The 17,366-nt window shown below is 45.5% G+C and carries 22 protein-coding genes; 9 read left to right on the forward strand and 13 right to left on the reverse strand.

The features are described 5' to 3' along the window. Positions 1–68 precede the first annotated feature (68 nt). Positions 69–578: a MarR family transcriptional regulator gene (locus O8C68_09425; protein ID MCZ7396020.1), complete on the reverse strand. Its 510-nt coding sequence runs from the start codon at positions 576–578 to the stop codon at positions 69–71. A 98-nt stretch (positions 579–676) separates the two neighbouring features. Continuing rightward, complete coding sequence (locus O8C68_09430) at positions 677–1,495, reverse strand: hypothetical protein (protein ID MCZ7396021.1); 819 nt, start codon at positions 1,493–1,495, stop codon at positions 677–679. Between the two features lie 129 nt (positions 1,496–1,624). Here O8C68_09430 and O8C68_09435 point away from each other — a divergent pair, with 129 nt between their 5' ends. The 6 genes from O8C68_09435 to O8C68_09460 all read left to right on the forward strand — a co-directional run bounded on the left by O8C68_09435 (position 1,625) and on the right by O8C68_09460 (position 7,395). Beyond that, entirely contained in the window at positions 1,625–2,803 is a 1,179-nt protein-coding gene (locus tag O8C68_09435; protein MCZ7396022.1) for an MMPL family transporter, read from the forward strand. A gap of 1 nt (position 2,804) precedes the next feature. Beyond that, entirely contained in the window at positions 2,805–3,995 is a 1,191-nt protein-coding gene (locus O8C68_09440; protein ID MCZ7396023.1) for an MMPL family transporter, read from the forward strand. Further along, positions 3,992–5,245, forward strand: coding sequence for an NEW3 domain-containing protein (locus O8C68_09445; GenBank protein ID MCZ7396024.1), 1,254 nt, complete (start codon positions 3,992–3,994; stop codon positions 5,243–5,245). Before O8C68_09440 ends, O8C68_09445 begins: the two co-directional genes overlap by 4 nt. Positions 5,246–5,258: 13 nt before the next feature. Beyond that, complete coding sequence (locus tag O8C68_09450; GenBank protein MCZ7396025.1) at positions 5,259–6,095, forward strand: ATP-binding cassette domain-containing protein; 837 nt, start codon at positions 5,259–5,261, stop codon at positions 6,093–6,095. Positions 6,096–6,098: 3 nt separating this feature from the next. Beyond that, positions 6,099–6,845: an ABC transporter permease gene (locus O8C68_09455; protein MCZ7396026.1), complete on the forward strand. Its 747-nt coding sequence runs from the start codon at positions 6,099–6,101 to the stop codon at positions 6,843–6,845. 82 nt (positions 6,846–6,927) lie between these two features. Continuing rightward, positions 6,928–7,395 (forward strand): VOC family protein, encoded by a 468-nt coding sequence (locus O8C68_09460; protein ID MCZ7396027.1) that lies wholly within the window; start codon positions 6,928–6,930, stop codon positions 7,393–7,395. Here O8C68_09460 and O8C68_09465 read toward each other — a convergent pair. Both O8C68_09465 and O8C68_09470 read right to left on the reverse strand, forming a co-directional pair. Next, positions 7,392–8,333, reverse strand: coding sequence for an NADP-dependent oxidoreductase (locus O8C68_09465; protein ID MCZ7396028.1), 942 nt, complete (start codon positions 8,331–8,333; stop codon positions 7,392–7,394). The two genes, O8C68_09460 and O8C68_09465, sit on opposite strands and share 4 nt — an antisense overlap. 16 nt (positions 8,334–8,349) lie before the next feature. Beyond that, positions 8,350–8,514 (reverse strand): hypothetical protein, encoded by a 165-nt coding sequence (locus O8C68_09470; protein MCZ7396029.1) that lies wholly within the window; start codon positions 8,512–8,514, stop codon positions 8,350–8,352. A gap of 53 nt (positions 8,515–8,567) precedes the next feature. Here O8C68_09470 and O8C68_09475 point away from each other — a divergent pair, with 53 nt between their 5' ends. Next, on the forward strand, positions 8,568–9,152 hold the full coding sequence (locus tag O8C68_09475; protein ID MCZ7396030.1) for an acylphosphatase: 585 nt from the start codon (positions 8,568–8,570) through the stop codon (positions 9,150–9,152). Positions 9,153–9,612: 460 nt separating this feature from the next. On the opposite strand, the gene O8C68_09480 is transcribed toward O8C68_09475, so the two are convergent. The 7 genes from O8C68_09480 to O8C68_09510 form a co-directional block, all read right to left on the reverse strand. Further along, positions 9,613–9,906 (reverse strand): hypothetical protein, encoded by a 294-nt coding sequence (locus O8C68_09480; GenBank protein MCZ7396031.1) that lies wholly within the window; start codon positions 9,904–9,906, stop codon positions 9,613–9,615. A 425-nt stretch (positions 9,907–10,331) separates the two neighbouring features. Beyond that, positions 10,332–10,535: a hypothetical protein gene (locus O8C68_09485; GenBank protein ID MCZ7396032.1), complete on the reverse strand. Its 204-nt coding sequence runs from the start codon at positions 10,533–10,535 to the stop codon at positions 10,332–10,334. Next, positions 10,525–10,908 (reverse strand): hypothetical protein, encoded by a 384-nt coding sequence (locus O8C68_09490; GenBank protein MCZ7396033.1) that lies wholly within the window; start codon positions 10,906–10,908, stop codon positions 10,525–10,527. The genes O8C68_09485 and O8C68_09490 overlap by 11 nt, the downstream gene beginning before the upstream one ends. 438 nt (positions 10,909–11,346) lie before the next feature. Continuing rightward, positions 11,347–11,565 (reverse strand): DUF2283 domain-containing protein, encoded by a 219-nt coding sequence (locus tag O8C68_09495; protein MCZ7396034.1) that lies wholly within the window; start codon positions 11,563–11,565, stop codon positions 11,347–11,349. Then, positions 11,562–11,777, reverse strand: coding sequence for a DUF4258 domain-containing protein (locus tag O8C68_09500; protein ID MCZ7396035.1), 216 nt, complete (start codon positions 11,775–11,777; stop codon positions 11,562–11,564). Before O8C68_09500 ends, O8C68_09495 begins: the two co-directional genes overlap by 4 nt. Positions 11,778–11,896: 119 nt before the next feature. Further along, a complete protein-coding gene (locus tag O8C68_09505; protein ID MCZ7396036.1) occupies positions 11,897–12,352 on the reverse strand; it encodes an Lrp/AsnC family transcriptional regulator in 456 nt (151 codons plus the stop codon). Between the two features lie 3 nt (positions 12,353–12,355). Then, positions 12,356–13,336, reverse strand: a complete 981-nt coding sequence (locus tag O8C68_09510; GenBank protein ID MCZ7396037.1) for a methyltransferase — start codon at positions 13,334–13,336, stop codon at positions 12,356–12,358. 104 nt (positions 13,337–13,440) lie between these two features. Between O8C68_09510 and O8C68_09515 the strand changes: the two genes are divergently transcribed. Both O8C68_09515 and O8C68_09520 read left to right on the forward strand, forming a co-directional pair. Next, entirely contained in the window at positions 13,441–14,070 is a 630-nt protein-coding gene (locus O8C68_09515; GenBank protein MCZ7396038.1) for a flavodoxin family protein, read from the forward strand. Positions 14,071–14,075: 5 nt separating this feature from the next. Beyond that, positions 14,076–14,657, forward strand: coding sequence for a nitroreductase (locus tag O8C68_09520; protein MCZ7396039.1), 582 nt, complete (start codon positions 14,076–14,078; stop codon positions 14,655–14,657). Between the two features lie 26 nt (positions 14,658–14,683). Here the strand turns inward: O8C68_09520 and tgtA are convergent, their stop codons facing one another. Together tgtA and O8C68_09530 are read right to left on the reverse strand one after the other, a co-directional pair. Continuing rightward, entirely contained in the window at positions 14,684–16,126 is a 1,443-nt protein-coding gene (gene tgtA / locus O8C68_09525) for a tRNA guanosine(15) transglycosylase TgtA (protein ID MCZ7396040.1), read from the reverse strand. Between the two features lie 13 nt (positions 16,127–16,139). Further along, entirely contained in the window at positions 16,140–17,294 is a 1,155-nt protein-coding gene (locus tag O8C68_09530; GenBank protein MCZ7396041.1) for a Fic family protein, read from the reverse strand. Positions 17,295–17,366 lie beyond the last annotated feature (72 nt).

The following is a 17,366-nucleotide window of genomic DNA, read 5'->3' on the forward strand; positions in this document are numbered from 1 at the left end:
CCATATAAGAATTCCCTGAAATTCTTCTGAAAGCAGTTATGAAAAAATGAAATCATGCCTGCACTATCTTATTTTATCAATACTCTATTTCCCATTCCATCCCTCTGGCGTACTATCAATCCTCTTCTTTCAAGCCTGTCAAGAAGCCTGCTCACTTTAGGCTCGGAAAAACCTGCCTTTAAAACAAGTTCCCTTTGCAGTATCCCGTCATTGTCTATGATTTTCTGGAATAATATCTTCTCATCGCCCTCAAGTATATTAGCAGCCAATATTGCTGTGCTTTTTATCTCCTGGAGCCCTGCGAGATCTCTTTTTAATTCAGGTATTTCCTTTTCCTTTGGGAACAGGACTATGTAAAGGAAAGACATACCCCCAAGCCATGCAGTTATGATGAAAAATAACACTTCATTTAATGAAAAATACGAAGCCCCCTCTATCGGTACTGCTGTGCCGTCCTGTAAAATGAGCTGTACTGGACCTGTCGCCAGCAGTCTATCAATCAGTAGAAGTACTGAAATAATTAATACGATAGCCGATATTAAAATACCATGCGTGCGGATATTTAAATTGAGTGCCATTTGAACCTTCAGGTATGTGTTAATCTAAATTTTACGCTTAGATGTTGTTAATAACCATATCTTTTTCCAACTCCCGCTGATTCTCAAACTGGCTTTACTCACCACTTCAAAGGTTCCGCTCTCTCCCACATGTCTTCAAAGTGGTTTTTCATTTCAGCAGCCAGTTTCTTATCCCTCACATGCACGATGGCAAATAGTTCTTCTTTCTTTACAGGACTGCTGATTTTAAGATTTATTCTATCAGTATCAATAACATCAAAAAGCGTTGAGGTGAACGTTATCAATCTGCACTGCAGATTTTTACCAAGGTATTTGAATATGCTCTTTACAGTCTCATCCCCGGACATATCCGGGTAATTGATACCCCTGTCTATCAGCATCCTGAACTTCACACCTCTTTCCAGGGCTCTGAGCAGTGCTTTTCTGGTATCGTTTTTTTCTGCATTTCTGGAGGGGAGATATTTTGAAAACTCAGGGTACCCTATAGTAAGGCACATTTCTTCATTTACCTGGTTTATCTGCTCAATAATAATATTACGAGTTTCTTCAGAGCCCAAGGCAGCCGTCCAGAACTGCTTATTCTGGGGTGATGGTTTTATTCCCAGCAGGTCCCTCTCAAGCTCTGCTGCCGTTTCACCAAGCCGAAGAGACGCCTGCTGGAGTTTAAAATTCCGGGCATCGAGGAGGTATTTCAATGCTGTCGAAGGCTCGACTGCAGCGAACTTGCGAGGTCTTGTCTCCTGGGCATGTATTACCTTTTTCTCCTGAAGGGAACTGAGAATGCCGTATATTCGTCCTAATGGAACGCCTGAGGTTGAGGCTATAATATTGGCATCCACCGAGCCGACGCGGAGAAGGGTTAGATAGACATCAGCTTCATATTTGGTAAGCCCAAAGCTTCTGAGTTTTTCCAGCATGCAATTGGTGGTCTTAGCCTGACACCCTATATAAGCTTATCTAAATAAACCTATTATTAAGTTGTTTTCAGAGTAAAAACCCTTATAAGAAGCTAAAAGTAATTAGACCACATTCAAAAGAGACTAATAATGGAAGACCCCCTGCAAAAGGCACTGGTAAGACTTGCCGAAATACAGAGAAAACACGCAAAATCACTTGCCGTGCTTGTTATTATTTTCACCATCGTACTGGGAATCGGACTTAAGGATCTGACCATAAACTCGGATTTCAGGAAAGAAATGCCCAGGGAACTTCCGATATTTGCGCTCAATGACCGCATTTCGGATAAATTCGGGGGGCAGGATACAGTTGTAATAGCAGTGCAGATCGATGAGTCGGTTGATTTGAAAAGTGCTGTCCGTGATATCAGGGACCCAAGGGTGATACAATCCCTGATTTTCCTTGACGGTGAACTGAGAAATGAGCCGACAGTAACCAGCGTTGCTTCACCTGCAAGTTTTTTCAGGGGAAACGAGACAGTTCCACCGGAGGAGATAACGCAAACCCTTCGCAACCCGCAGGCGAATGCTTTTTTCAGCCGGAATTATAAGATGACGCTCATGTATGTTACGGCGGATATCGGCTCGGGTGAGGAGCAGATACAGAATTTTGATGAGCTAGTCCAGAAGCGCATTGATTATACTCCAAAACCGCCCGGAGTAAATTTCGGCATAACAGGCGGGCCTATCCTCAGGATGACCATTTTTGATCTACTGAAGAGCGATGCTGTTTTTACCCTGATCGTTGCCGCAGTTATTATACTCATCCTGCTTTTTGTAATGCAGCGCTCATATACGCAGGGTATTCTGGTATTTGCCCCGTTATCCCTGGGATTGATATGGACAATGGGAACACTGGGCTGGCTCGGGATACCGCTTTCTGTGGCGACAGTGGGATTAAGTTCAATGATACTGGGTCTTGGCGTTGAATACGGCGTATTCATGTTGAGCAGGTACAATGAAGAGAGAGCCAAAAGGAATAGCCAGCTTGATTCCCTGAGAACAACCGTACGCGGGATAGGCTCTGCCATCATAGGCTCAGGGCTTACCGTTATTGTTGGCTTCGGGGTGCTCGCACTCGCTACCGTGCCCATGATCCAGCACCTGGGTGAAACCCTCGCGCTGGGTATAGCGTTCTGTCTTCTTGCCGCACTCTTTGTCAACCCGGTTTTCATACTGCTGGAAGAGGACTACGAGTACTGGAACACACACAGGAAACTTCTGAAACTCTCAAAGAAAAAAGAAGAGCATGTCCTGAGGGGCAGGTAACATGGGCAACAAAGTAATCGAATTATATTCAGGCTTTGTCACGAAGTTCCCGATTGTAGTGCTGGTGCTCATGCTTGTGGTCTCAGTATTTGCCATCCACATGGCAGGGACGATCCAGACAAAGAAATCCGATATAAAGTCAATGATTCCGCAGGACGTAGAGGCTATAAGCACCCTGAACAGCATCGAGAACGAATTCGGAAGCACCAATATCATCTCGTTTGCAGTTGAAACAGACCCATCATATAAAGGCTCTGATGAGGTGCGGGATGTTAGAGACCCGAGGGTGATACTGTATATGGACCAGCTCTCAATGCTGGCGCTCCATACCGATAACGTGATAGATGTCACAAGCCCGGCATCGGTTCTGAGAAGCATCAATGGCGGACGGCTTCCTCAATCAACAAGGGAAGTTCAGGACCTTACAAATAAAAATGGGCTTCTTGACAGGTCTATCAGCAAGGATTACACCCTGGCTCTTGTCACCATTCGCACCACAGATGATGTGGACCTTTCTAAACTTGAGCCTGAACTTGAGAAAATACTACAACAAGTGCCAAAACCGCCCGGAATTACGGCAAGCCTCGGCGGCAGTGTGATGGAAAGCCAGAAAATGCAGCAGGCAATCGCGCCCGATATGGCAAAGACCTCCACGTATTCGCTCATCGGTATCCTGATAATCGTGCTGGTTCTCTTCCGTTCGATAAAATATGGGTTCACCCCGATGACCACAATAATATTCGGTACCCTCTGGACAATGGGCTACGTCGGGCTTATCGGAATGGGACTGAGTTCCCAGACATCGGGTGTCACATCCATGATAATGGGCATCGGCATAGACTTCGGTATACAGCTTGTCACAAGGTACAGGCTGGAACTTGCGAACCTGTCAGCGCTGAAAGTACAGCATTCGCAGCTTCAACTCGGGCATAAGGATGCAATGGCAGTGACCCTGAACAATGTGATAATCCCCATGCTTACAACAACGCTTGCCGCCCTGATAGGTTTCCAGGCTATGTCCCTCGGGAGACTGACCTTCCTCGGCGACATGGGAACTATGATGAGTTACGGGGTTGCTGCAAGCATGATTGCGGCTATAACCATTGTTCCGGCAATTATACTCATAATAGATACAATGAACATAAAAAATACATATAAGAAATTAATGAACAAATTTGAGGTAAGAATATGAAGAGCAAAATACTAACACAGATTATAGCATACGGAATACTGGCAGTTTTTCTATCAGTAATGGTCAGCCCTGTTCTCGGCGCGCCCCTCATAGGAGGGCAGGGAAGCAAAATCCAGGCAAATTTCATGAGCCAGGACCCCGATCCTGCGGATGCCGGGAAGGATTTGGATCTAAGATGGCAGGTTGTAAATACCCTGAGTACTCCAGCCGACCTGAAGTTCCACCTTGATGCCGGATATCCTTTTTTATTTGAGGCAGGGGATAGTCCTGATCAGGACCTGGGAACATCGGCGGGGACGAACGATAACCAGGTTTATTATGTGCTCCACTACAAACTCAGGGTAGCCGATAATGCTATCAAGGGAACTTATAATGTAACGCTGAGCTGGGATACAGGACAAGGCTGGACAAAGAAGGATTTCCCGATATACATCGATCCTAAAAGGGCGGATTTCGTAGTCGGTGCGCTTGTAACATCCCCTGAGAAGCTGATAGCAGATACACAGCAGGCAAAGCTTTCCGTGGATATTAACAACATAGGGAAAGGCAATGCCGAGAATGTAAAAGTAAAACTTTTCCTGCCTTCAGGCTTCAACTCCAGTTACAGTTATTCGGACGAGGACAGCCTTGGAATAATTGCAGAAGGCGGCAGTAAAACGGCAACATTCTATGCTGATGTTGATGAAAATATCAAGGAAGGAGACTATAATGCCAGACTTGAAGTCACGTATAAGGATGAAAATGATGAAAACAATACATACAGGACAAAGACCCTCGCCCTCAGCATACCCATCAAGCCTGCTCCGCATCTGATAGTGGAATCCGTGACAACAGTTCCGGAAAACCTGACACCCGGAAATAAAGCTGAAATTCATATCAAGGTCAAAAACACAGGGAATAAAAAAGCTGAAGCAGTGTCTTTGCGCGTATTCAAGGATGCCTCCCAGCCTTTTGAGTTCAACGAAAAATCGGATTTCGTGGGAAAACTTGAGCCAGGTGAAAGCGGCGACGCCGTGCTCAGATTCACCGTCGATGGGACTGCGGTGGCAAAGACGTATCTTATCGATACGGAATTAAGAGGTATTGATGAAACAAACGAGGTTGTGATATTCGATCGCACGGTGCCTTTAATTGTAAACCCTGCAGCGAAAGGTTCGCCCTTAGCCTCCGCAGGTCTCGTTGGCGGTCTTGTGATTGTTCTCGGCGCGATTGTGGCGAGGCATTATTGGAAAAATAAAAGGAGTTTATAGCCAGAGAGGTATTTTGACAAGCGCAGCAGGTACTACCGTGGCATCGGAGGGTGAGAAAATATTCTCGATCAAAGTTGAGAAGCTCACAAAAAAGTTTGGGGATTTTACTGCTGTTGATGCAATTTCATTCTCTGTGAAAAGAGGTGAGACATTTGCTTTCTTGGGACCTAACGGAGCCGGGAAAACAACGACCATCAAAATGCTTACAACGCTTCTTCGCCCCACGAGCGGGACTATGCTTGTAAACGGTTATGACCCTGTCCAGAACCAGGATGCTGTAAGACGTTCTTTCGGGATAGTGTTCCAGGACGAAAGCCTCGATGAGGAACTCACTGTTTATGAGAACATGGAATTACACGGCGTCCTCTATAAAGTTCCGAAGGAACTCCTTTCGAAAAAGATTGAAGAGCTTCTAAGGTTCGTTGAACTGTGGGACAGAAAGAATGATATTGTGAAGCATTTCTCAGGAGGTATGAAGCGGCGCCTTGAGATAGCGCGCGGGCTTTTGCACCTCCCGAAAATATTATTCCTGGATGAGCCCACGCTTGGCCTTGATCCGCAGACCCGCAACCATATCTGGGGCTATCTCAGGGAATTAAACCGCACCGAGGGCATCACTGTGTTTTTTACCACGCATTATATGGAGGAGGCAGAAAGGGTGGCTGAACGCATCGCGATTATTGACAGAGGCACGATTATCGCCGAAGGAAGTCCGGCTGAGTTGATGAAACAGACCAATACAGGTTCGCTTGAGGAAGCTTTTCTATCTCTTACAGGACGGAGGATTCGGGAGGAAGAAGCAGGCAGCATTGAACAGATGCGGAATCTCCGCAAGTTGTGGAGGAGATGAGCTATGGGTACTATTTACATCCTGTGGCTCAGGCAGCTCAAGCGCTATATGCGTTCGCATTCAAGGATTATCGGCTCTTTGGGTCAGCCGCTGCTTTTCCTGCTTGCTTTGGGATATGGTTTCGGGCCGATATTCCAGAAAGCAGGACAGGGAAATTATCTTGAGTTCCTGGCTCCAGGCGTTATTGCCATGAGCATTCTTTTTACATCGATTTTTTCAGGCATAGAACTTATATGGGACAGGCAGTTCGGGTTCTTGAAAGAAACGCTTGTGGCACCGGCTTCGCGGCTTGATATAATGATAGGCAGAACGCTGGGAGGAGCCACGGTAGCTACAATGCAGGGAATTATTGTATTACTGATATCCGTGGTTGCCGGATTCAGGCCGACGAATCTTGTGCTGCTGCCTGTTGCAATTCTAATAATGGCATTGATCGCGCTGTTATTCACTGCTATGGGAACAGCCATAGCCTCGCTCCTGGAAGATATGCAGGGATTCCAGATGATTATGAATTTTCTGGTTATGCCCCTTTTTTTCCTGTCAGGCGCGCTGTTCCCGCTTCAGGGACTCCCGGATTTGATTGTCCTGCTTTCAAGCCTCAATCCGCTCACATACGGCGTTGATGGTCTAAGAGGAGCACTCGTAGGTCAGATGTATTTCGGCTTCGGCATTGATTTTCTCGTGCTTTGCGGCGTTTCCGCGCTGTTCCTTGTGGTCGGGAGTTATCTATTTTCAAAGATACAGGTATAGGATGTGTATCGCGCTTGCCCAAAACTATTTTATAGAATGAGAACCAACCTTATTCGCGGGAAGTAAAAATTTGGAGGTTAATATGAAAGCAAAAGCAATTCCTGTAGGTTTTCATTCGCTCACACCCGATCTGGTCGTGAACGATGTTGCAGCGGCAATTGAATTTTACAAAAGGGCATTCGGTGCGAAAAAACGCAGGGTCTTTCACGGACCTGGAGGAGGCATCATGCATGCGGAACTCCAGATCGGTAATTCGATACTGATGCTGTCTCCTGAGTACCCTGAAATGAATGTGTTCTCGCCCCTGTCGCCGGGAGGCGGCACAAGTGCAAGCATTTTCCTGTATGTTGATGATGTTGATGCAGTCTTTGAGAAGGCTGTTTCCGCAGGCGTCACGGTAGCCATGCCAGTCGCGGATATGTTCTGGGGCGACCGCGCAGGTGCCATTGTTGACCCGTTCGGTCACCGCTGGATGCTGGCTACGCATACGAAGGATCTATCCGATGAGGAGATAGAAGGGGTTACGAAGGCGATGTTCGCCAAGCCTTAGGTTTTTATCTTCAATACAACCTTTCCCCGAGGATGCCCGGTTTGCAGATATACGAGCGCCTCTGCCGCCTGCTCCAGTGGGAATGTCCTGTCAACATGCACTTTGATAACGCGCTTCTCTGCGAGTTCAGCCACTCCGGATAATCGTTCGCTGTTCACCTGCGTGAACTGTCCTATTGCTTTCACCCCGTATCGTTCCATGAGTTCCTGGCGAGGCTGTTCCAGCATGGAAACGATTATCCCGCCTTTTCTTAACACCTTGAAAGACCGCTCGTACGTCTCGCCGCCCACAGTGTCAAAGACAGCATCGTAGTCGTGCAGCATATCCTCGAATGGCTGGTTCTTGTAATCCAGGGCTTCATCTGCGCCCAGTTCCTTGACATGCTTCAAATCCCTTGCGCTCGCGGTTGCAGCAACATACGCGCCTATGTGCTTTGCAAGCTGGATGGCGACTGTGCCGATACCGCCAGCGCCGCCGTGGATTAGAATCTTTTTGCCCCTTGAAATGCCGATGTGGTCCACGAGCGCCTGCCATGCGCTTGCACCTGTAAGCGGCAGTGCGGCGGCTTCGACATGATTGAGGTTCTTGGGTTTGCGTGCCGTTGCTTTTGCATCTGCCGAAGTAAATTCGGCAAACGAGCCTGAGGCGCCGCTCAGGACGCTGGCATAACCGTAAACCTCACCGCCTTTTTTGAAACCCGAAACGCCATCGCCGATTTCAGCCACGATGCCTGAAAAATCCCCTCCAAGGTTTGCCGGGAACTCAAGCGGCGCCATCTCCTGCATATACCCTTGCCGGATTTTCCAGTCCACAGGGTTAACCCCGGCAGCATATACCTCGACAAGAATCTTCCCCCGCGACACGGCGGGTTTTGGCGCGTTATTATTAATCCTTACAACCTCACTGCCTCCGTATTTATTGATTTGCGCTGCTTTCATATTTGTTACCTCCTTGCTATTTTGAAGCGGGCATCCTGACTTTGTTCGGACTTGTGAAAACCTCCTTCCTGTAGGGATATATTTTCTGTTTGCGGAACTTATAGCTTTCTGTGGGAAAAGTGGTGTTGTTGATAGTGGGAGTAACAGGACACTTTCTTTCATACACGATGGAAGCCAGCAATACAATAAAAATAATGCAAAATTACTTAAGGTTTTGAAGCATGAATTAAATTCATGAAGCGCATAAATGCTTTAATCAGTGGAGAAGTCCAGGGTGTGGGTTATAGAGAAGCGGTTAAACGCTTCGCTTTTGAGTTAAGTATTTATGGGTGGGTCAGGAACTTGGAGGATGGGAGAGTTGAGATAACAGCAGAGGGAGAAAATCAGAGCATTGAAAAATTTTTTGAAAAAATAAATATCAACAGATATCCGATTTTTGTGGAAAAAGTGGAAACAAAAGAGGAGATTTATAAAGGGGACTTAAAATCATTTAAGGTCATAAGAGATAAAGATTTGCAGAAAGAGATTTTGTCAGCTTTGTCGAGAGGAACTGTGGATATTCATGAAATGAAAGAAATCATGAAAGCTGTAAGGGAGGACACAGCCCATATTCCTGAAATAAGAGAGAATACAACGATAATGCTGGAGAAGCAGGATTTACATATCAAAATAACTGAAACGGGTTTTGGGGAGGTCAAGGAGGAAATCCACATGTTACGGGATGACTTCAGGGAACTTTTCATGCATGAGGTGGGCGAACTGCGAAGCGAGATTGCTGAGATAAAAGCCACGCTCGCAAGGATGCAGGCAGCGGGGTAATATAGGAATCGCAGATAAAAGCGCCCAGAGCCGCCTGCCTCTCGAGTTGCACTGGGAGGCGCATACACGCGGGTTTTGGCGCGTTGTTATTAATTTTTACAACCTCACTGCCTCCGTAATTATTGATTTGCGCTGCTTTCATATTTGTTACCTCCTTGCTATTTTGAAGCGGGCATCCTGACTTTGTTCGGACTTCTCGAAACCCCCTTCTCTGAAAGATATATTTTCTATCTGTGGGACTTATAACTTTCTGTGGGGTTGGGCTGGGAAGAGTGGTTGAGAAATACATGCACTTAAAAAGAGAGTGTACTTAACCCATTTAAGAAATATGACTTGCCTCATAAAAAATCCATCTCCTAATATTGACGGTCAATTATATGTGCCAAGGTTGAAAGAGTTAATCTGTTAATTAAAAAAAGAAAAAAGGCAATTCTGAACTCATGAACTGCCATAGCTCATTCTAAGCCTGTGATATCTTCTTTATATTTTCCAATACCTGCTCAACCGAAAGAACAGGGTACACCTTGAACTTGATATACGGACTGTACTTCATTAATGCTAAAGCTAACTCCTGTTCTGTTCCTTCAGAAACGCAGTATCCGGCACCTCCACCCGCAAATTCTCCCCAGTCTCCTCCATTTTTGAAGTCTTCCTTGACCATATTAAGAAGATTGGTAAACAGAGATATTTGCTCTTCAGGACTGACAGGCATTTTAGCCGTATCCACTTTCCAGAGTGTTAGAAACTTTGTCATTCATTTCACCTCCCCTTTGTTTAGATTCCTTCTTGCGAAGCATTCATCAAAAACGAACCCCGCCACATTTTGGATTTTTCCCAAATTCCAGATAAAATAATGGTACGAGTGGATTTAAAGTTATCGTTTTAAAGACACTGTTTCAATTCGTATTGATAGTTATTCTAATACGATCAAGATGGAAGGGCACAAACAAGCTCCGCAAAAGGCAACGTATCGCCGTTGCATCACTCACAAAGTCAAGAAGATATACCCCGGCCCTGAAGGGAGCACGCAAAAGCAAATGTGCGCCTACCCGCGAGAACAGCCCTCATTAGCTGCAGAAAGGGAAGGGGATTGACACCAAAAAGAAAGAAGCTCTTAGAAGAAACGATGCGCCGATAAAACCCTCAGGATGTTAGCCGATAAATAATCTTCACTCTTTTCTAAGACCCGCTTTTGCTCCTTATCCTTTTCACCACTTCCCCAATACCTTCACTCTCCCTTTTTTTCCTTATCTCCAGCACCATATCACCTTTCCCACCCAGCAGCGAAATAAACCGCGCTGCATTTGCATAACCAAGACGTTTTATTAATGCGGTTGTCCCTTCTACAAGGATACGTTCTTTAGTTATATTTTTAACTTTCATGCTTTTCCTCAATGAAATCAATAGGGTTCTCTACCTTTAAAATATTACCTTTTTTCTTCATCATCTCTTCAATACATTTTATTTTTTCCAATATAAAATCATCGCAAGTTAAAAAGAATTGGGAAGAGTTGCAGGCACAAGCTAAATGCAATGCGTCACCGCCTGATAATTTGCAATTTTTCTGCAACTCTTTAGCAAATTCAATAATATCATCGGATAACTCAACAAAATTATCACATAATGTCATGAGCATTTGAATCTCACTGCGTTTTTCCTGGCTAAGAATTTCTTCTATTTCATCCTCTAATACATCAGAATTTACAATGGAAATCTCCCTGGATTCTGCCATTTCGAGAATTGATATGAACGCCATCGTTTCTTCGGCAATGCGTATATGGTTTTGGTCATCAAATATTCTGCACCAAACGCAGGTGCCCAAGTAGATTCGTTTGATAATACCACCTTATGGTGTCTTAATATGAAACTGAAGAACTTAAAAAACTTTGCATAATATCGAGCCAGCATGAGTTGAGCGGGGAAGGGAATCTGCGTTGAGATGTAAAAATCATTCCCCCCGCTCTTAACGGTCAATTATTGTATATGCGCCAAGACAGAGCCATCAAAGCAATCAGGGAGGATTGCCCCCCGCGCCCTGAAAGGAGCACGCAAAAGCGAATGTGCGCCTACCCGCGAGAACAGCCCTTCGGGACAGTTTTAGCGGATGTTTAACCGTCCTAAACAGATAAAATGATGGGAAGATGCCGCATTTTAACAGCGAATAACGAGATAAATACTGAAACAATTGAGGTATCTAAGCCGAAACTCCGGTAATTGGCATATCGATGTTAATTTTGCCGAGGGACGCAACAGGCATCCTTTCTGATACGCCTACAATCTCGATTCCGTATATTCTGCCTTTTTCGTCAAGATCGACAAGTATGCCTTCCTCTATTTTCCTTGTCTTGTGTACCTTGCCCTGCTGGAACTGAATATACAGGCAGTCTGCATCCTTATCGTAACTTATATTCATGTTTCCTCTAACCAGTAAACGGTTATTACTATTATATCATCTTCCTTTATATATACTACTTCGAGGGTTTTATCCCCAATTGTTTTTCTTGCCAGTCTGCGCCTTCCAAAGCTATCACTGGTATCATCAGGGTTCTGGATGGCAGAAGCTACCTTATTTTCATCTATTCCCCTTTGCTGCATCCTGAGAAGAGCATGCTTCGTGATCATCATACCGATTCATTTTACGCGTTTGCTTCATATATATTACGCATATTTTTGCATTACGTACTCAAGCAACTGTATCGAGGTTCATGACCGCATCCAATAGGCATTCTCGCGCATCCACAAGACTAAAGCGTGTCCACAGGAATGCTGTGGTATCCCGACTTCAGGACTTCGTAGATGATACTGGTCTCAATTTTCTCTATTTCCTTCCACGTTCTCAATTCCTCAACCAGTTTATTGAGAACAATCTGCTCTCTGGCAATGCATGCAGCAACTATGGCATGGGTCGGACCAAGGGAAAGCGCCACGAAAAAGAACTCCTTCCTGGAAGCCAGTTTTTCTGCTATTTTTCTGACATCTATGCCGGGTGCGAGGGCTATCCCCAGGTAAAAGACGTTTGTATATCCGAACTCGCGCGGATTGATATTAGCCTGAATTTTAATGTATCCGGCATCTTCGAGTTTCTTCCTTCTCCGTTTAACCGTGTCGTGGGATACTCCTATCTTTCGAGCTATCTCCACATCTTCCATTCTCCCGTCCTGCTGTAATAATTCCATTATCTTCCTGTCGGTCTCGTCCATACATTAACCTAAAAAAGCTGTAATAAGCTGGCTGCTTTTCTCAGTGAGATCAATCACTTCAATTTCTCGAAACCCGCCATCCCCGAGCCAGTCCCTGTACTGCGCCTCTGTATACGTACTGCCGCTCTCTGTGTTTGCCAGCATATTCACGGCAAACATCTCTGCCATGGGGCTTCTTCCGCGGATGAAATCTTCTATGGCTATCATTCCATTGCGCTTCAACAGTTTCCTGACGCGCTTTATCAGTAGCCTGTTCTCCTCGCCTGAATAGATATGGCAGATATTGCCCATGAAAACAATGTCGAATAGCTCACCGCCGAATTCCGCTACAAAATCGTTTGTGAAATCTCCTTTCTTCAGGGCAAGGGATTTTAGGTCCTTTAATCCATACCTGACGCTGACATAATCCATGGACTCTGGCAAATCATAAAGAACCGCATTCAAGCCCCTGTTCACAAAAGCTTTTGAGTACTTACCCGGACCCCCTCCGAGGTCAAGCACGCTCCTGGCGTTCTTCTTTCTTTCAAGGCAGTGGTGTACGCTTTCCTCCACAACCTCATCAGGTCTTGCCGCCATGGCGTCCATGAAAGCAGACACATCGCGTTTTTCATCTTCCACAGGCTTTTCCCCCCTGATTATTTCGGGAAGCCTAAGCCATGCTTCCATTATATCGAGAAAATGAGGAAGAGATCCTCCCACATAATCCTCGCCCTGCTCAAGGAAAAGAGCCCGGGCTCTGTCAGAAACGATATACATGTCCTGTCTTTTGTTCACATATCCTAAAGCACGGAGTGCCTCAAGAATAATGAACAGTGCCCTTTCATCAGCATCGAGCATTTGCTTCAGGGCTTCTATGTCTTTTTCCTGCGAGAGGGCTTCAAATATTCCTGCTTTTTGAGCAGAACCTAATAATACAAGTTTACTTGCCTGGTCCCTTGCAGTTTCAAAGTCTATATCTTCACCTGGTGTCCACATTTTTGCCATACTATCACTTTTGCGAAAAATACGCAGAAATCATTAAATATTCACTATTACTATTGTATTAATCAATTTAATATAAGAATTTATCGTGAAAAGGAGTTTAAATTATGAAAATTATAGGAATATCAGGGAGCCCGAGAGCAAAAGGCAACACCGACATACTTGTACAGGAAGCCCTGAAAGCAGCTTCCCAGATGGGCGCTAAACAAGAGTTTATCGGCATAGCCGGCAAGAAAATCAAACCATGCACAGGCTGCGGGACGTGCCGCAATGAAAGCTCAAAGGGAGTATGCGCCATAAAGGATGATGACCTGCCCCGCATTTACGAAGCTATGAAGGAGGCGGACGGGATAATCATAGGTTCCCCGGTGTACTTCCTTTCAGTGACTGCCCAGCTCAAGGCTCTTTTTGACAGGAGCATAATACTGCGGTATGCAAAGGGCACGCCACAGGACAGACCGGGCGTTCCCGGCGGACCTGAGTTCCTGCTGAAAAACAAGGTGGGAGGCGCCATAGCAGTAGGCGGGGGCAGGGACGGAGGCCAGCTTTTCACCATAAACTCCATACTCCAGTGGATGCTTTTGCAGAGCATGATCGTGGTGGGCAATAACTACGCTCTGGGCGGGAGCGCCAAGGCGGGGATGAAGGGCGATGCCCGCAATGACGAGATTGGGATTGCGATGGCATGGCATGTGGGCTTGCGTGTAGCAGAGATTGCAGGTAAGTTCAGGGAATGAGGAACATGAAAGCGGATGAAAATCCTGTAATAGTCAATATTAAAACCAGGCGCAGTGTAAGGGAATATCTCGATACGCCGTTATCAGAAGAGACTATCAAAAAGATTATTGATGCAGGCAGGTACGCACCCACAGGGCTTAATCTTCAGCCATGGCATTTCATAGTGGTACAGAACAAGGGGATGCTGAAAAAACTCTCGGAATACGCAAAACCCATTCTGGCAAAAAACCTTGAGGGAAGAAACGATGCAGCGGCTATCAATTTTATGAAAAGATTGCAGGATAAGAATTTCAATCTCTTCTACAATGCGCCCGTTCTTATCCTCGTGATCGGCAGCAAGAACAACGCCCTTACCGATTATGACTGCTCGCTGTGCGCAGGGAATATGATGCTTGCAGCACATTCCATGGGCATTGGGAGCTGCTGGATAGGAGGCGCTGCTGTTATCCAGCAAAGCGCCGAACTCATGGCTGAGTTGAAGATACCCCCGGATTACAAGCTCGTGGCACCAGTAATCTTCGGATATCAAAAGACAATTCCTCCTATACCTGAAAAACGCGAGCCGGTTGTATTCTGGATGCGGTAGTACTGTGATTTAATTCGCCCTGTTCTTTAGCCTTCGGATCGCTTTTTGATTTCATTCAGTAAAGGATGTTCTGGTAAATCATCAAATACGATTGCGAATTCAGAATCTGGATTAAGTTCCATGAGCGAAAGTGTATTTTTGAGGGCGGCAGTTAAAGATTCATAATCCGGCTCATCTATTACTTCGGCGTTGAGTGGATACGTTTCCGCAAGCTCCAGAGGATAGGGACCGAAAGGCGGTTTAAAATCAAGCACCCAGTCGAATTCGTCTTCATTATCGAGCCTTCTTGTCCTGATGAGAACCCTGCCTTTGAGATTTAAATTTTTTAGTTTTTCCCTGTACCTCATAACTTCAGGTCGAAGCGCTGATTCAGGGCCGCTGTAAAAGAAGGTGGCGCGGGATGCGGGCTGGAACTGCTCCAGCCAGTCGGAATAATAAAGCATGCGTTTAAGCCCGTTCAAGAGTTGAGGATGAGACCTGCATCGCTGCTCCACGAGTTCCCACAGGCTTCCTTCTTTTATTGCCTGCTTTACTTCTCTCATCTCTGCAAAAGTCACATAGAGATTGTGGCGCGCAAGCAGCTCTTGCTGATTTTCGCTTTTTATAATTTCCTCGGCATCATGCGAGGTACATACAGGGCAGGAGCACGGCAGGTACTGCAGTTCTTCCACATGATATGTTCCTCGCACTGTCATATACCTCCCTTCCTTGGCATACAGCGCATACGAGGCTGAATCGAACAGGTCGCAGCCCAGTGCAACAGCAAGCGAGAACATCATGGGATGCCCGGCTCCGAAGAGATGAACCGGCGCAGAAGGCGAAAGACCTTTTTTCGATGCTACAATAACATCCACAAGGTCAGAGTAACGGTATGATTCCATAAGCGGCACGACAGCCCCGAGTGGATAAACGTCAAAATCGGCTTCGCAAAGCCGGCGCGCAGCCTTCTCCCTCAACTCAGGGAAAGTGGAACCCTGAACGGGCGCAGCCAACAGCATGTCTTTTTTCAAGCCGAGAGCTTCCTTTGCTCTTTCTATTGTGATTTCAAGCTCTCTCTCGGCGCGCTCTTTGGAAACATCAGGCGGCGTGGGTATGTCGAGGGGAACGCCGATATCAGAGCCGATTTCCTGCTGGAACTGGACTATTTCTGCATTATTTACTTCCACCTCGCCGTAAACTGATAATTGATAGGAGCCGGAATCCGTCATTATTGGTCCGTCAAAATCAAGCATCGAATGCAGTCCCTCGCTCAGGGCGCGCTCCCTGAGTTCAGGTTTGCGATAAATTATATAAGAATTTGTTATAATAATCTCGGCGCCGAACTTGCGAAGCTCTGACGGCTTGATGGTCTGGATATTGGGGTTTACTACGGGCATGATGGCTGGAGTTTCCACTGTACCGTGAAGGGTATCAAGGCGGCCGATGCGCCCGCAGATGTCTTTGTGGGTTATTTCGAAGATAGGGGGCATAAACTACAAGTCCTCAATAGTCATCCTTCGTCCCTCTTGCAATAATCTCCACATAATCAGTAAAAATATACTTCTTATATCTCTGCTTCCCCGTTATCTCTCTCAAAATCCCTATTGTAACAAATCTCCTCACCAGTTCATTCGCAGTAACCGTTGAAACTTTCAATTTTTCAACCACATCCTTAGTACTTATCACCGGCTTCTCAAAAAGCAAATCAATCAGTTTCACAGCATATACGCTTGCTATTGAATTTTCATAAAGTTTCGTTATCAGCACATCTTTTAATTTAATTATCTCCCGAGCTGTATTTGCCGCCTCCTGCGAGGTTTCACTCACACCCTCGAGGAAAAACTTAATCCAATCTTCCCATGCTCCTTCTCTGCGCACTTTCATCAATAAGTCATAATATGCAGCCCTGTTCTTTTTCAGGTAGAAACTCAGATACAAAAGGGGTCTTGATAATATCCCCTTCCAATAAAGATAAAATGTTATAAGAAGTCTTCCCACCCTTCCATTTCCATCCAGAAACGGGTGGATTGTTTCAAATTGGGCATGGATTAAAGCAATCTTGACCAGTGGTGGGATGTCATCTTTCCTATGAAAGAATTTCTCAAGCTCCTCCATTGCAGGTATGACAATATCCGGTGGCGGAGGGACAAATATTGCCTTATTCAAAGATGCACCAGGCGCCCCTATATAGTTTTGGAATTCCCTGAATTCCCCTGGATTCCTGTTTGCCCCTCTTGTTCCCTCTAACAGGTTTTTGTGGATTTCCCTGATAAGTCTTAGAGACATGGGTAGTTCATTAAGCCTGCTCATCCCGTAATTTAATGCTTTTATGTAATTGATTACGTCTTTTATCTCATTTACATCTTCTTTTGGCGTTAAATCTGCCTCAAATTCAAGAACCCCTTCAAGAGAAGCCTGAGTTCCCTCAATCTGAGAACTCAAAAGCGCCTCTTTTTTTACATACATTGCAATGAAAAGATCCGCATTTGGCAAAACTGTTGTAATTCCATCCAGTCTTGCAAGGTCTCTATCAGCTTTTGATAACAATAACTGCAATTCATCATCATATTCGATGGGTGGGGCAGGAGGTAAAGGCGCTGGTATGAATGCTTTATACCCACCCGATTGCATTACAAATTTTCCGGCTCTGGTATTCATAAGATAACCTTTCTTTACTTATCATTGAATTTCCATTTCTAAGTTAAGCAAAGTTAACTTACAATAAGATAC

The sequence above is a fragment of the Candidatus Methanoperedens sp. genome, from assembly GCA_027460525.1.
Lineage (GTDB): Archaea > Halobacteriota > Methanosarcinia > Methanosarcinales > Methanoperedenaceae > Methanoperedens.